Origin of the sequence: Apilactobacillus kunkeei (assembly GCF_001421115.1) — a bacterium.
GTDB lineage: Bacteria > Bacillota > Bacilli > Lactobacillales > Lactobacillaceae > Apilactobacillus > Apilactobacillus kunkeei_F.
In genome coordinates this window covers 18,258-33,647 of the sequence record NZ_JXCW01000004.1, presented here as the reverse complement: position 1 = coordinate 33,647, position 15,390 = coordinate 18,258, and the positions used below count along the sequence as shown (strand labels likewise).

Below are 15,390 nucleotides of genomic sequence, written 5' to 3'. Positions count from 1 at the left end.
TTAAATAAAAAAGGCTCCGGAATTTTCCGGAGTCTTTTTTTAGTATTCATTTAAATTGAGTACTGCTTTGTCATCTACTAGTTTTAAAATATCAGAATCACAAGTAACATAAATCACCTGCATTGATTCGCTGATATTGTCTAATAGCTTAATTGCGTTATCTGTTCGTTGTTGATCGAACTCAGTTAGTCCATCATCGATGATTAATGGCAAACGATAGTCGCTACCGAATACCACAGAAAGTGACAAAATCAAGGCTAAGTATAGTTGTTCAATTGTTCCTCTGGATAGTTCTCCAGCATCAAATTGAACCTTGTCATCCCTAGTTACCTTTAACTTGCTCTTGTAGTAAGTAATTCCTGTGTATCTATTATCGGTCAGGATTGCAAAGAATTCTTTTGCCTTGGATTCGAACAACGGAATTCTATCGGCAGTCGCAATGTTCAATGATTCGTCAATCCAGGAATTAGCTAACTTCATGCTCATCCATTGATCAACCATTTCATTGATTTCTGCTTCTAAGTTACTTTGCTTTTGCACAAGCTCATTGTAGGTTCCATCAGCAATCACATGTTTCAACTGAATGTTTAAACTTTCTAATTGTTGGGAAGCATTTAGTAATGATTGTTTTTCAGTAGTCATTTCTGCATCCGCTTCATTCAATTGATTGTCCAATTCAGTTACGTCGTTAAAAGTATCTAAAACCTTTACGTCATCATCGGTAATTTGATCCTTAACGTTTTGTAACTGTGCTGCTTTAATTGAATGATTTCTTTGTTGTTCCACAATCTCTTTGAATTCATCACCATTATCGACTTTTCTAGTGTTCAAAAATTCAGAATAGTCCTTCTTATACTGGATTTGTTTATCAATTAATGATGATTTTTGTCGGAGATAGTTTTGCAATTGATTATTGTTTCGTAAATTAATCGCATTTTCTTCATTCATCTTATTTAGATAAGTACGAATTTGTGAAAGTTGATTATCAAATGAATCATTAATGTTAAGGCCACCAAATACTCGTTGCCATTCAGCAAAGTATGCTTTTAGACTTCCATTTAGTTGATTCATTTCTTCTTCATACTTAGCCTTTTGACTATTATCTTGAGTCTTACGAGCTAAGTATTTTTGTTCTGATACCCAGTCATCAACATTTTCTACATTAAAGGAATACTTATTACCATAATCTACTAATTGATTATTTAATGCATCACGTTCTTGATTGGAATTACTATCTTCATTTTTCTTAAACTTAACGGATCCAGTATAAATCCCACTAAGCAATAATACGATAATCCCGACTAGTTTTAACGCTCCTGGTAATACGGTAAGCATTGCAATTCCAATAACTACACCAATTAAACCAATGATAGAAAAACTATTAGATGGCTTTTGCTTTCTTATTTGAAGTTCCGCTAATTGTTGTTTAATGCCTTGAATTGTAACGATGTCATCCTTGCTAGCAACAACTTGTTGACTATCCTGGCGATTAATTTCATTGATCATTGATTGGCTAACGCTTAATTGATTGATTTGTTCATTCACTTTGGAGAATGATTGAACCAGTTTATCAATTTCTGTCTTGTAATCATTGAACTTCTTCAAATCATCATCGTTGTTCATTGAAGCATTTAATTGGTTAATGGATTTTTCGATACTATCGATTTGTTGATTGATTAAGAATAGTTGATTGGTTAATTCATTAAACTGTTTAACGTCGTCATCGGAGAATCCACCTTTGAATTCAAATTTGTCTTGCTTTAAAGATGAAAGTTGTTGATAGACAGGCCAAACTTGTTTGAAATGATTTAACTGACTTAGTTTCTTTTCTAACTCACTAACCTTTTGCTTAGATTGATTCATGGATGCTTCTACAGCATTCTTTTGACTAATCAATTGGTTGTAATCATTTAAACTATTCTTGCTTTCAGCAATCTTGTTCAATAAATCATCGTATTCTTTCAGCTTTTGATTCAAAGGTGGCTTACGACCGGTGGGTGCGTATAAGTCCTTTGCTTCTTTGTCGAACTTGTCTCTTAATTCTAACCATTGGTCACTTCCGACAAACCCAACCTTTTGAATGCGACTAACTAATTCATTTTTACTCAACTTAGAAATTTGCTTAATATCTAAATCACCGAAATAAAATAGTTGTTCAAAGGTATCTCGATCAATTGGTCCTAAGATTTTTTCTAAAATGTCATTTGAGGTTTGCATATCATTATCGATATCGTAAATTGATAGTTCTCCACCATGGGTTCCGGCAATTCTAGTTAGAATAAAATGACGATTGTTATCGGTGGTGATTGTTAGTTTCCCACCATATGATTTAGTGTCACGTGGAATATATTGTTCATATGCACTTCCACGTCCATCGACATAACCAAATAAAATCCCTTCAATCAGGCTGAGCAACGTTGTTTTCCCTGCTTCATTGTTACCAAATATGATTTGTAGGTTGTCATCATTAAAATTAAAGGATACGTCGTGCCATTTACCGTAACCTAGCACTTCTAACTTATTAATCTTCATCCGTATCCTCCTTTCCACCTAGTAGCTTCATTTTTGTTTGTTCCATCAAGTCTTCTTTGGAGTCATCCAAGTGTTGTGCAATAAAATCATACTTCCGTAATGATTTAGAAACGGAACTAATTTTATCTTCGGAGAACACTTTTTCCTGTGCCTCATCCCAAATATCTTGGTCAATTGATGACATCTTTTGATCGTCGCTCAATCTGACGTTAATTTCATAAATCCATGCATTTAGTTGTTCATAGTCCTTACTTAACGCATTGGTAACTCGATATTCTAAGTCCTGTCTTTGACCATCGGAAATTGGGTTATTCAAGATAAGGTTCAAACTAATTAACTGCATGTTTTCATACTTATTACCCATTAATACTTGTAGGATATGATTTTTGGCACTTTCAACATCAACAAAATCCATACTTAAATCAAGTGTTAACCAATCAATTAATGATGTGGCATGGAATTGTGCTTCCAACTTGCCACTTTCATCATCAACTAACAGGTATCCCTTATCGCCTGGTTCGTTCTTATGTCTTCCCTGAATGTTACCAGAATAAAATACCAGTGGGTTTTCTTTTAGTTGTTGGCGTTTGTGAATATGACCTAATGCCCAATAGTCATATTTCTTGCCTATAAGGTCATCTAATGAGAATGGAGCATAATGATCCCCTGTTTGTTCCAAACCACCGTGTAGCATCCCTATTTGCACGTCTACATCATTTTTCAATGGATATTCATCGATTTTCTTGTCTGTAATCCATTTATTGGCATAACTAAAACCGGTAATGGCTATTTTTTTACCATCTAAAGTAAATGTTTTGGTTTCAACTTCGTTATCAAAGACATGAACATTATCTGGGAATGATATCGATTCTTTTTGCATATCAAAATAATCATGATTTCCATAAATCATGTATACATCAATATTGTGTTCATTGAGCTTTTGCATTTGTGATTGAAAGAAATCATAAGTCTTAGGGGTTTGATTGTCTCGATCAAACAAGTCACCGGCCAATAATACGAAGTCAACATCGTATTCAATGGCATCATTTACGATTCTTTCAAAGGATTTGAAGGTAGATTCATATATTTGTTTCCATAATCCATTTGGAGTTTCATCATTCTTCAAACCCTTAAATGGGCTCTCTAAATGTAAATCAGCGGCATGAATAAATTTCAATTTAACTACTCCTTTAACTAAAAACGTCGTATCACTTAATAACAATGATACGACGTTTTATATTAATTGGTCAATTTAGTCTCCAACAAATTTCTTGGCATCATTCCACCAATTACTTGCGTTCTTCTTTAAATTGTCCCAGCCTTTTCCGAGACTCTTTGATACTTGGTTGGCACCGTCAGAAACACTATCCCAGAAACTGGAATCAGAAGAGCTGTTGGCCTTCTTTTCTTGTGAATCCATGTAAGCGGCGTCTTTAACACTAAAGTTATTATTACCAGTAGTTGGTAAGATTTGTTGTAACTCAGTCTTAAATAATGGTCCTACTCCGGTACCACTTAAGTTTTCCAAGTGATGTCCGGCGTTGGTATTATCGAAACCTTCCCAGGTAGCAACAACTACTTTTGGTGTGTATCCAATAATCCATTTATCTCTTGTAGCATCTGAGTCACCGGTATTATCGGCTTCAGTACTACCAGTCTTTCCGGCAATTGAGTATCCACTTGGTTTAGCGGATGCACCAGTACCGTTATCGAAGACACCTAGCATCATACTAGTCATCTTATTAGCGACATCTTTTGACATTACCTTCTTAGAAGTTACTGATTCATTATTAACAATTACGTTTCCTGAAGAATCAACAATCTTTCTAATGTAATGAGGTGTAGTCATGTTACCTTCATTTGCAAACGCAGTATAAGCACCAGCCATTTGTTGTGGTGATACACCTGAGGATAGGCCACCTAAAGCTAAGGCAAGGTTCTTATCCTTCTTTTGGACAGGCAAACCAAATGACTTAACTGATTCATAACCCTTGTCGACACCAATCTTATGAAGCAACCATACAGCTGGTGCATTCATACTTTGTGCTAACGCGGTGTACATAGGAACGGTTCCTGTATATACGTTGTTGTAGTTTTCTGGTGTGTACTTGTTAGAACCATATGATGTCTTCTTATTTTGAAGCATGTCATTGTAGTTATAACCGTTTTCCAAAGCCGGTGTGTAAACAGCTAGTGGCTTAATGGTTGAACCTGGTTGACGTTTGATTTGGGTTGCGCGGTTGTACCCACGGAACACGTGTTGACCACGTCCACCAACCACGGCAGTAACTCCACCAGTACTTGGATCTAAAGCAATCGAAGCAGCTTGAACCTTAGTACCATCAGATGCGTTGCTTGGGAAATTACTATCGTTAGCAAAATCATCTTGCATACTGTTTTGTTGATCTTGATTTAGCGTTGTATAAATCTTGTATCCTCTGTTCATGATGTCAGATTCGGATAATCCATACTTATTAATCGCTTCATCAATTACAGCATCGAAGTAGTATGGGTACTTATAACCATCCTTGTATTGGTAGGTATTCTTTACTTGGATTGGTGTTTTCTTTAGCTTGTTTGCTTCTGATTGACTAATCTTATTGTTATCAGCCATCAATTGCAAAACAACGTTTCTTCTATCCAAGGCTAGCTTGGGGTGATCAACAGGATTGTATGCACTTGGATTAGTTAGCATCCCTGCAATTACAGCAGCATCTTGAACAGGTAAATCCTTAGCATTCATTCCAAAATAACGTCTTGATGCATCTTCAACACCATAGACACCATTTCCGAAATATGAGTTATTCATGTACATAGTTAAAATTTGATTCTTGCTATATACATTTTCAACTTGAATGGATAGGAATAGTTCTTTTAACTTTCTGCTGAAAGTTTGTTGTTGGGTTAAGTAAGCATTCTTTACCAATTGTTGAGTAAGAGTACTTCCACCACCACTAATGTAGTCACGACGCATAATCTTGTTCTTGATCATTAATAGTATCGCACGGCCAAATCCCTTAACAGAAAAACCATGTTCATTGTAGAAGTTTCTATCTTCAGTTGATAGGATTGCGTTTGGAATATTCGGTGAAATATCCTTAAATCCAACGTATGTTCCTTTTTGTGAATAGATTTTACCGGCCTTTTTATTATTACCATCGTAAATTACGGTAGATTGTTCCAAAGATGATTGCAGGTCTTGAACATGCGTGGTCTTTGCAACAAATGTGCAATAAGCACTCATTACAAAAAATAGTAATAAAAACATGACGATAATCCAACGAGTTAGTTGGTATCGGTGCCAAATCTTTTTAAAAGCACTTTTTGGTTTTTTATCATTTTTCATCTAGTATGATTACTCCTTCACTGATGATGATATTAATACTATTTTAACCCAAATCAACTCTAATTGGTAAAATAAAAAACAGATTTAACTAATTGTTAAACCTGTTTTCTTTAATTACATTTCGTCTGGAGCCTTAACACCAAGTAATCTTAGTGATTCTTTAAGAACGATTGATACTGATTTAACTAATGCTAAACGAGCATCTCTTTGTTCATCATCATCCAAAATCTTAGTGTGAGCGTAGTACTTGTTAAATGACTTAGCAAGTCTTAATGAGTACTTAGCGATAACTGAAGGTTCAAATTCATCACAAGCCATCTTAACTCTTGCTGGGAAGTCATTTAGTAACTTAATAACGTTCCATGATTCTGCATCGTTAAGCTTCTTGTCAACGTTTGAAAAGTCAATGTCACCAGCTTTACGTAAAATACTTTCGGCACGTGCACGAGCGTATTGTACGTATGGTCCAGTTTCACCTTCAAAACGCAATTGATCTTCTAAGTTAAAGTCGATGTTGTTAATCTTTTCATTCTTCAAGTCACCGAAGACGATGGCACCAACACCAACTTCTTTAGCAACTTCTTCCTTGTTAGGAAGATCTGGGTTCTTTTCAGCAATTTGCTTCTTAGCAATTGCAATTGATTCGTTCAATACTTCGTCCAATAAGATGATACGACCTGAACGAGTTGATAATTTCTTACCATTTACAGTAATTAGACCAAATGGGATGTGGTGTAAGTTCTTAGCTGAAGGAACACCCATTTCCATTAATACAGCCTTCAATTGCTTGAAGTAGTATGTTTGTTCTGAACCAACAACGTATAGGTTCATAGCTGGATGATAAGTTTGGTCACGGTAAATTGCAGTTGCAATATCTCTAGTGATGTATAGTGAAGCACCATCACTCTTCAAGATTAATGCAGGGTTTAAATCGTATTTTTGTAAGTCAACGATTGTAGCACCTTGTGACTTGCTTAATAGACCTTTTTCTTGTAGTGAATCAACAACGTCTTGTAGCTTGTCGTTGTAGAAAGCTTCACCATTGTAAGTATCAAAAGTAATACCTAACTTGTCGTAGATTTCACCAAAGGCTTCAAGTGATACTTCTCTAAACCATTTCCATAGTTTAGTTGCTTGTTCATCACCATTTTCAAGTTTTCTAAACCAATCTCTAGCAACATCGTCTAGTTCAGGTTGTTCCTTATCAATCTTGTGGAACTTAACGTAGTACTTAACTAGATTATTGATAGGATCTTTTTTAACGTCTTCTTCGTTACCCCACATTAGGTATGCAGTGATTAACTTACCAAATTGAGTTCCCCAGTCACCCAAGTGGTTATCCTTAATTGGGTTGTAACCATTTTTACGTAGGATTTCGGCAACAGAATTACCAATAACAGTAGATCTTAAGTGACCCATTGAAATAGGCTTTGCAATATTTGGTGAAGACATATCGATGGTTACATTACCACCCTTACCATCTTCGTTTTGACCATAGTTTTCCTTTTGGTCTAATACAGCTGATAGAACGTCTTCACTGAAGTTAGACTTGTCTAGGAAGAAGTTAACATATGGTCCAGCAGCTTCAACATGGTCAAATGAACTTTGATCAATCTTTTCTACTACGTCAGCAGCAATTTGTTGAGGTGCCTTTCTAAACTTTTTAGCTAAAATAAATGTAGGGAAAGCTAAATCACCCATTTTTGAATCTTTAGGTCTTTCAATTTTTGGTAGAATGTCTTCTACAGATAGTTCGTTGTCCAATGCTTTAGATAGAGCATTAGCAACTAATTCTTTGTTTTCCATTATCCAAAACCTCCATAAATATATAAAAAGTCTCTTACAATATTAATAATTGTAAGAGACGGAATAACCCGCGGTACCACTCTATTTGATATAAAATATCCGCTTTATTATTTAATTAGTCATAATTCTAAAAAGTGCGAATTCAACATATCCTAATCATCGGCTCTCACCAAATCCGATGTCGCTTGTTAATGGAATATGTCTACTAGTCTTTTATTATCGAACAGTATCTGTCGGTTTATGCGACAAAGCGGGTAACGGGAATCGGACCCGCGACCTGAGCTTGGGAAGCTCATATTTTACCACTAAACTATACCCGCAGATACAAAAATTATTATATCACACGTTACAATTTTTGGTAAGTTTGTTAAGCTGTTTTTTTCTTTGATGGTTTAGCAACTTTCTTGCTAACAACCGCACGCTTATTGTATTCATTAACGACGATGCCATCTTCTTCATGGTGTTCGTCGATAAAGACCATTACTGAATTTTCGTATACTTTTTCAATTGTTCCAGCAAAGTCATGTTTTAAATAACCGAATCTAGGTGCAGAAACGTGGTCGCCAATTTGTAATTCTTTTGGTTCAGCCATCTTTTTGCCTCCTTAATAAAAAATAACGCGATATTGATAATATCAAAACGCGTTATTAATATCAAGGTATTTTTTTAGAAAATATTAATATCTCCTAATCACTGATTAATCAATGATTTCGCGAGTTTTTTGATTAATATAATCTGCTGATGCTTGTAGTTGTTTTTGTTCATTTTCAGGAAGATCTAAATCGATTTGTTTTTCAATTCCATTTCGTCCAACAATTGCTGGATAAGATAGGTATGTACCATATTCTTCGCGGTAATTTGAGACAGCTAATTCTGTTTTAGCATCTTGTAAAACAATTTCAGCTAACTTAACAGCTGATGCTGAAATAGCAAAGTTAGTGTACCCCTTACCACTATGAACCGTAAATCCACCCATACGAGCATCATTATCGATTTCATCTAAGTCAATATTATATTTTTCTGCATATTCAAAAATACTCTTATCGAATACTTGAACTGTTGACCATGCAGTAAATTGAGAATTACCGTGTTCACCTAGGTTGTAACCAATTACTGAACGAGGATCAATGTTAAGTTTGGCCGCAACTGCCCTCTTCATTCTTGCTGAATCAAGTAATGTACCAGTTCCGATAACACGTTCTTTGGCAAAACCTGTTTCGCGTTGATATAAGGAGGTAATGACATCGTTTGGATTAGTAATTACAATAATAATCCCATGGAAACCTGACTCTTTAATGTGTTTTGCAACGTCTTTGACTTCTTCAACGTTAGCTGTTAGCTCGGCAAAACGGTCATGTTTATCCTTATTAGCATTAATTAATTCCATGTGCCCCACCGCTGAAATAATAACGTCTGCATCAGCTAAACTGGCATAGTTATTAACTTCAATATTTGTATGGAACTTAAGATTAGACATTGCATCCCTAAAGTCTAATGCATCTGAATTCACCTTTGCATCGTTGTGATCAATCATGACCAAATCATCTGCAATTCCTGAAACGACAATATGATGAGCTACTGCAGCACCAACGTTCCCGTCTCCAATAATACCAATTTTTCTTGTCATAAAGCATACCTCCTTTAATGTTGTAGTCATTCTATCACTCTAATATTTTAATTCAAGTTTTATTATGATTATTTATGATAAAATACCTATTAGGAGGAGATATTATGTGGGCTAGCTTAACACTAATAATGTTATTTATTTATATAGCAGTAACCATAATTGGTATCACCAGGGTCTCCGTTAAGAGAGTCATCCAATGGTTAATTGCTAGTCGAGTAATATATATATTAATACTGATTACGCAAATCGTTATCACCATTCGAGTTTCGGATCATCGTTTCAACACCGCAATATTCGCTGATGTATTAGCTGTTCTACTTGGCGGTCTAACAGAATTAAACTATACAAACAAACAACAAAATCACCTTATTAATTTCAATGTAATCGGCCTAATCGTAGTCATCATCGCTTTGATTGGCATCACTATCTATAACGTAATATAAAAAAGACATCGAATTATTCGATGTCTTTTTCTCTGTTCTTTAAAGCTAATTCAATTGAACGGTCAACTAAGACTGATTGAGCGTCAATCACTGGGTAGTCATGATCTGAAGCACGTTCTTCAGCCACAGATAATTCTGTACAACCCAAGATGATTACATCACAATCCATCTCGTTTTTCATTTCATCTAAGATGTGATGATATAGTTCTTTGTTAACTTTATTTTGTTCTTTGACATATTTATATATCAAATCCATTGTTTCTTCTTGAATATGCTCAGTTGGTTTTACAATTTCATAACCAGCGTTTTGCACTTCTGTATCATAAATACCATCGAAAATGGTTCCTTTGGTAGCAATCAAACCAATTCTTTTAGCATTAGGATACACATTACTGATTTCAGCAACAGCTTCTTTTGGCATATGCAAAATTGGCACGTTCGTTGCTGACTGTAATTCATCAAAGAAGAAATGGGCAGTGTTGCATGGAATCACAAAGAAATCAGGATTTAATTGTGATTGTTGCTTAATATCTTCCTTTAATGGAATCAATGGGTTTGGTTTAGTATTGTCTAAAATGTAATTGGTTCTGTCTGGGACAGTCGCATGATTTACAAGGATATAATTTAAATATTCCTGATCATTACTAGCTGGTGTTCGTTGATTCAATAAATGAATGTAACTTTCGGTAGCTTCTGTTCCCATTCCACCAATAATTGAAAAGAAATGTCTCATTTTATCATCCCTATTTTTCGCTAAAGTAACGTTTGAAGTTCTTTGCGTAGTTATGCTTAATCCAAACGTCTAATAACCAACGCTTAAAGCTCTTATCACGGTTATACCAGAAAGTAGTACCGTATTGGCCCTTCTTGATTAATTGAAGAGCAAATTCTTTATCTGCGTTGTCCTTAGCATATTTCTTGAAGACTTGTTCGCCAACACCTAGCCATAGGTAACGATTGTCTTTGTTTTCGTTAGCGTATACAGTTTCCTTATCTGATAAGTCATCAAATGCGTAATCTCTAACAACCCAATCAGCTAAGTTGTAACCATTTAAACTAACGAAGAAACTACTTCTACCTTGTCTCAAGTTAATTTCAAATAGTTTGAAAGTATTGTCTCGAGTATCGTATTTCATGTCGAAGTTAGCGTAACCAACATAGTTAATCTTTTCTAGGAATCCTTGAACCATTGAATATAGCTTTTCGTTATATTCTGGAAGGATAGCTACATAGTTACCGATAGCGGCCGGTGATGGATCTTCCAATAATGGATGACCTAAACACATCATCTTAACCTTGTGGTTCTTGTCAACGTAAGCATTTAAAGTACGCATGTTACTGTCATCACCAGGGATAAAGTCTTGAAGAATCAAATCAGAAGTATATCCATTGGTATAAATCTTTTCAATTATATCTTCAAATTCATCTTGTGATTCAATAATGAATGCTTTCTTTCTGCCTTCAAAGTGAACATCCAACCATTCAACACTGTTGGTAGGTTTTAATGCGACTGGATAACCAAATGGTTGTTCAATCTTTTCATCACTTTCAAAATCTTTCTTAGAAATAATCTTTGTCTTTGGATATGGCAAATCGTATTCTTCACATAACTTATAGAAGTTTTCTTTACTGTTTAATTTCTTGATTAAGTCATAATCAACGTATGGGCAAACAAAAACATCTTCTAATTCATCCTTATGTTTTGAAATTAATTCAGCATAACCATCACCACAACCAATTAAGATAACTGGTTCTTCATGTGATGCATATTCCTTCTTAAGTTCTTTCATTGATTCAATCCATTTTGGATCTTCGCTAAATCCATCAATCAAAGTTAAATCAACAATTTTTGTAAAACGTGTAGGTGCAAGTGCTTGTTCAGCGTATGCCTTCACGGGTTTTCTGTATTTTTCGTATAATGAACGAGCCATTCCATAAGCATTGAAATCACTACCTAATAGAACAACTGTAAAATTAGATTCTAAATTACTCATTATCTATCCCTCTCAAAACATTTTGTACCACGACGGGATCTGTTTCGTATGGAGTATCTACGCCGTTGATTTTTTGGTAAGGATCTCTTCCTTTACCAGCAACTACTATCATAGCATTATTATCACCGGCGTGAATAGCCTTTTTAATAGCCATTTTTCTGTCTAGTTCAATATGAACGTCAACTTTATCATGATTAATGTAAGAATCTATTTCGTTAATAATGTCTTTTGGATCTTCAAAGGCTGGATCATCAGAAGTTAAAAATGCGATATCTGCACTTTCGGTTAAAGCTTTTCCAAAACCTTCTCTACGATCTAGTCCCTTATTACCAGGACTTCCTACTACCACAATTACCTTGCCATCAGGATTATTACTCTTCAAGAATCCTAATAGTGCATGCATACTGGCGTAGTTATGGGCATAATCAACGTAAATTGTACCGTTATGCTTGGATTTGTATGATTCCATTCTTCCTGGAACAAATACATCCTTCAATCCTTTTTTGGCGTCGTCTGCACTAGCATTATCCAATGCAGAAGCGATAATTGCAGACATTGCATTAGCTTCGTTATAGTCCCCAACAACGCCAATCTTGTAGTCATCTTCGACATTCATTTTCTTAGCTTTTTGGCTATTAGCAACAACTCTAATTTCATTGCTATCGATTGTGTCTGAGATGCTTGAGAAATTGAAATCAATTTGTACGTCTTTAAATTCTTTTTTATCTCTACTGAATAGATAAATTTTATCTGGGTCAGTAGTTGCTTTAGCTGCTTCATAGACATCTAACATGTAATCTGTATCTGCATCAATAATACAATGTGTGGAATTAACCATTAATTGTTCCTTGCAATGTAGATAGTCAGCAAATGTTGGATGTTCGTTTGGACCAATATGATCCGGTGAAATATTTAAGAAAATACCCACATCAAAATGAAGTCCGTAGACTCTTAACTTTTTGTATGCTTGTGATGAAACTTCCATCACCAAACTAGTCATTCCATTATCGACTGCTTGTCTCATATAGTTAAAAACATCTAATGATTCTGGAGTGGTTAAATGTGACTTAAAACGTTGTGATGGTTCATTTCCAACAACAGTATCAATTGTAGAAATCAATGCTGTCTTGTTTTTATTGGCGTTATCTAAAATACTTTTAGCAAAGTAAGAAGATGTTGTCTTCCCCTTAGTCCCGGTATAAGCAATAACAAACAAATCATTTTGAGGGTAGCAGTAAAAGGCAGCGCCTACTAGAGACATTGCCTTTTGCACGTTATTCACAATGATTTGAGTTAAGCCATTACCTTCATCATACTTTTGTTCGGCAACATAACCAGTCGCACCCATTTCCTTAGCCATCGCTAAGTATTCGGGTTTGAAGTTACCCTTACAAAAGAACAATGTATTTGGTTTAACATTTCTGGAATCGTAAGTTACTTCATCAAATGAAACATCCTCACCTGATACAATTTCTTGTATTAGTCCATGTTCAGTTAATATTGTCTTTATTTCATCAATTCCAAGAGCCATTGTTTTTACTTCCTTATATCAAGATTTAAAAATTATGCTTGTAGTTGTACCTTGTTAATAGTATCAGCATTTGTATCTTCTGGGAAGTATACTTCATACCATAGAATAAATAGGTAAGGTGTCATAATCTTTTGCATGCTTGATTTACCTTCATCATGTTCCTTTAGAATTCTTAACAATTCATCAGTGTTAAAGAACTTTTCAGCAACGTCGGAAGTAAATGCTCTCACAATTCTTTCATGGAACTTAGGTTCTCTGATCCATGATGCGATTGGTGATGGGAAACCAAGTTTTTCCTTCATAGCAACCTTGTCAGGTAATGCACGTTCAGCTGCCTTACGAAGTGAAATCTTAGTACCTTCTTTGTTGATACGAGTCTTAATTGGCATAGTTGCAGCAAATTCAGCAACCTTCTTATCAACCAATGGAGTTCTAACTTCAAGAGAGTTAGCCATACTCATACGGTCAGCCTTTTGTAGAATATCAAATGGTAACCATGCATTGATATCAAAGTATTGCATTTGAGTCATTTCGTCTTTGTCAGCTACTTCATCAAAAATGTATTTTGAGTATGCACCTGAATCAACGTTCAATGATGGATCCTTTAATAACTTGTTTCTGTCATCGTAGTTGTATACGTAGTTAACACGGTAGTATCTTTCACTCAATGGTTGAGCACCACGAATTAAGAAACGACGACCATGGAAACGAGGCATCTTAGTAGCAATCTTAGCTAATGCACTACGGATAAATCCAGGAACGTATTTTTGGTATCTTTCAAAAGGAATTGCTTCTAGGTAAGTATTGTAACCACCGAAGAATTCATCAGCACCTTCACCAGATAGAGCAACCTTAACTTCCTTACTAGTACCTTGAGCTAAGTAGAATAATTGAATAGCTGATGGATTTGAAAGTGGTTCATCCATGTAGTACATCATAGTTGGTAGGAAATCAAAGTAGTCATCACCAGTAATCTTGATTGGTGTGTTCTTTTGACCGATTTGTTGAGCAAAGTCAGTTGACCATGATAATTCACTAAACTTAGAATCGTTGAATCCAAGTGAGAATGACTTAATTGGTTTTAATTTTGAAGCTTCATTTAAAACGTAACTTGAGTCAACACCACTTGATAGGAAACTACCAACTTCAACATCGGCAATCATGTGGGCCTTTACAGAGTCCTTAACAATTGATTCAATCTTCTTGGCATCTTCTTCAACTGTTTGTGATTCATCAATGTGATCGTAGTTAAACTTGTAATATCTGTGTGTTTCAGTCTTCTTTTCATCAATGTGGTGAATGAAGTAAGTACCAGGCATTACTTTGTAAACGTTCTTGAACATTGTTTCTGCTGATGGAATAAATTCAAAACTTAAGTGAATTGGTAGAAGTTTTAGGTTTAATTCCTTCTTGAATGCAGGGTTTGATAAGAATGCTTTTAATTCAGAACCGTACATAAATGCATCGCCATCGTCGTAGTAGTATAATGGCTTGATTCCGAAATGATCACGAGCACCGAAGATTTCGTTGTTAGCACTGTCATAGATAACGAATGCGTACATACCACGAAGTTTGTCCAATAGTTTTGGACCCCATGCTTCGTAACCACGAATTAGAACTTCTGAGTCAACATCAGTTTCAAATTCCCAACCTTCAGAAATTAATTCATCCCTAATTTCTTGGTAGTTGTAAATTTCACCGTTAAAGGTTAATACTTTCTTCTTATCTTTACTGTATAGTGGTTGACCACCATGAGCTAAGTCAATAATTGATAGACGACGGAATCCCATTGATACCTTATCGTCTTGGAAATACTTTTCATCATCAGGGCCACGATGCTTAATTCGATTAGCCATCTTTTCAATGGTGTCGTTAGGCACATCTTTATGATTTACATATCCACAAAATCCACACATAAGTTTTATTCCCCTTTGTTTTTTAATATATTAATAATTTTTAGTTACTTTTTAATCGTACTTATTTTATTGTAACAAAATATTTAGATTTTAGGCCATAAAAATAGCAATTTAATCAATGATACAAATTTATATAGTACACAAACTAATATTATTAAGTATAATCATATCTACTCTTCTGTCCAGTGAAATCGT

At 35.1% G+C, this 15,390-nt stretch carries 11 protein-coding genes and 1 tRNA gene; 1 reads left to right on the top strand and 11 read right to left on the bottom strand.

Annotated elements, in window-relative coordinates; genetic code table 11:
- Positions 1–39: 39 nt before the first annotated feature.
- The 7 genes from RZ55_RS02935 to RZ55_RS02905 all read right to left on the bottom strand — a co-directional run bounded on the left by RZ55_RS02935 (position 40) and on the right by RZ55_RS02905 (position 9,311).
- On the bottom strand, positions 40–2,532 hold the full coding sequence (locus tag RZ55_RS02935; protein WP_057175713.1) for an ATP-binding protein: 2,493 nt from the start codon (positions 2,530–2,532) through the stop codon (positions 40–42).
- Positions 2,522–3,709 (bottom strand): metallophosphoesterase family protein, encoded by a 1,188-nt coding sequence (locus RZ55_RS02930; RefSeq protein WP_057175712.1) that lies wholly within the window; start codon positions 3,707–3,709, stop codon positions 2,522–2,524. The genes RZ55_RS02935 and RZ55_RS02930 overlap by 11 nt, the downstream gene beginning before the upstream one ends.
- A gap of 75 nt (positions 3,710–3,784) precedes the next feature.
- Complete coding sequence (locus RZ55_RS02925) at positions 3,785–5,878, bottom strand: transglycosylase domain-containing protein (protein WP_034533678.1); 2,094 nt, start codon at positions 5,876–5,878, stop codon at positions 3,785–3,787.
- 114 nt (positions 5,879–5,992) lie between these two features.
- A complete protein-coding gene (gene argS, locus RZ55_RS02920) occupies positions 5,993–7,684 on the bottom strand; it encodes an arginine--tRNA ligase (RefSeq protein WP_034531231.1) in 1,692 nt (563 codons plus the stop codon).
- Between the two features lie 249 nt (positions 7,685–7,933).
- Positions 7,934–8,004: transfer RNA gene (locus tag RZ55_RS02915), tRNA-Gly, on the bottom strand.
- Between the two features lie 47 nt (positions 8,005–8,051).
- Positions 8,052–8,276, bottom strand: coding sequence for a hypothetical protein (locus RZ55_RS02910; RefSeq protein ID WP_034531232.1), 225 nt, complete (start codon positions 8,274–8,276; stop codon positions 8,052–8,054).
- A 105-nt stretch (positions 8,277–8,381) separates the two neighbouring features.
- The gene (locus RZ55_RS02905; protein WP_034531234.1) at positions 8,382–9,311 is read right to left on the bottom strand and encodes an L-lactate dehydrogenase; all 930 of its coding nucleotides are present in this window, start codon (positions 9,309–9,311) and stop codon (positions 8,382–8,384) included.
- 104 nt (positions 9,312–9,415) lie between these two features.
- Here RZ55_RS02905 and RZ55_RS02900 point away from each other — a divergent pair, with 104 nt between their 5' ends.
- Positions 9,416–9,754: a DUF1516 family protein gene (locus RZ55_RS02900; RefSeq protein ID WP_057175711.1), complete on the top strand. Its 339-nt coding sequence runs from the start codon at positions 9,416–9,418 to the stop codon at positions 9,752–9,754.
- Between the two features lie 13 nt (positions 9,755–9,767).
- On the opposite strand, the gene RZ55_RS02895 is transcribed toward RZ55_RS02900, so the two are convergent.
- Genes RZ55_RS02895 through asnB form a run of 4 tightly spaced genes read right to left on the bottom strand, consistent with a single transcriptional unit; the run spans position 9,768 to position 15,195 of the window.
- Entirely contained in the window at positions 9,768–10,487 is a 720-nt protein-coding gene (locus tag RZ55_RS02895) for an aspartate/glutamate racemase family protein (RefSeq protein ID WP_053792649.1), read from the bottom strand.
- Positions 10,488–10,497: 10 nt separating this feature from the next.
- Positions 10,498–11,748: a carboxylate--amine ligase gene (locus RZ55_RS02890; protein WP_034531239.1), complete on the bottom strand. Its 1,251-nt coding sequence runs from the start codon at positions 11,746–11,748 to the stop codon at positions 10,498–10,500.
- On the bottom strand, positions 11,741–13,279 hold the full coding sequence (locus RZ55_RS02885) for a UDP-N-acetylmuramoyl-L-alanyl-D-glutamate--2,6-diaminopimelate ligase (protein WP_057175710.1): 1,539 nt from the start codon (positions 13,277–13,279) through the stop codon (positions 11,741–11,743). Before RZ55_RS02885 ends, RZ55_RS02890 begins: the two co-directional genes overlap by 8 nt.
- Positions 13,280–13,311: 32 nt before the next feature.
- Positions 13,312–15,195: an asparagine synthase (glutamine-hydrolyzing) gene (gene asnB / locus RZ55_RS02880; protein ID WP_034531242.1), complete on the bottom strand. Its 1,884-nt coding sequence runs from the start codon at positions 15,193–15,195 to the stop codon at positions 13,312–13,314.
- Positions 15,196–15,390: the final 195 nt, after the last annotated feature.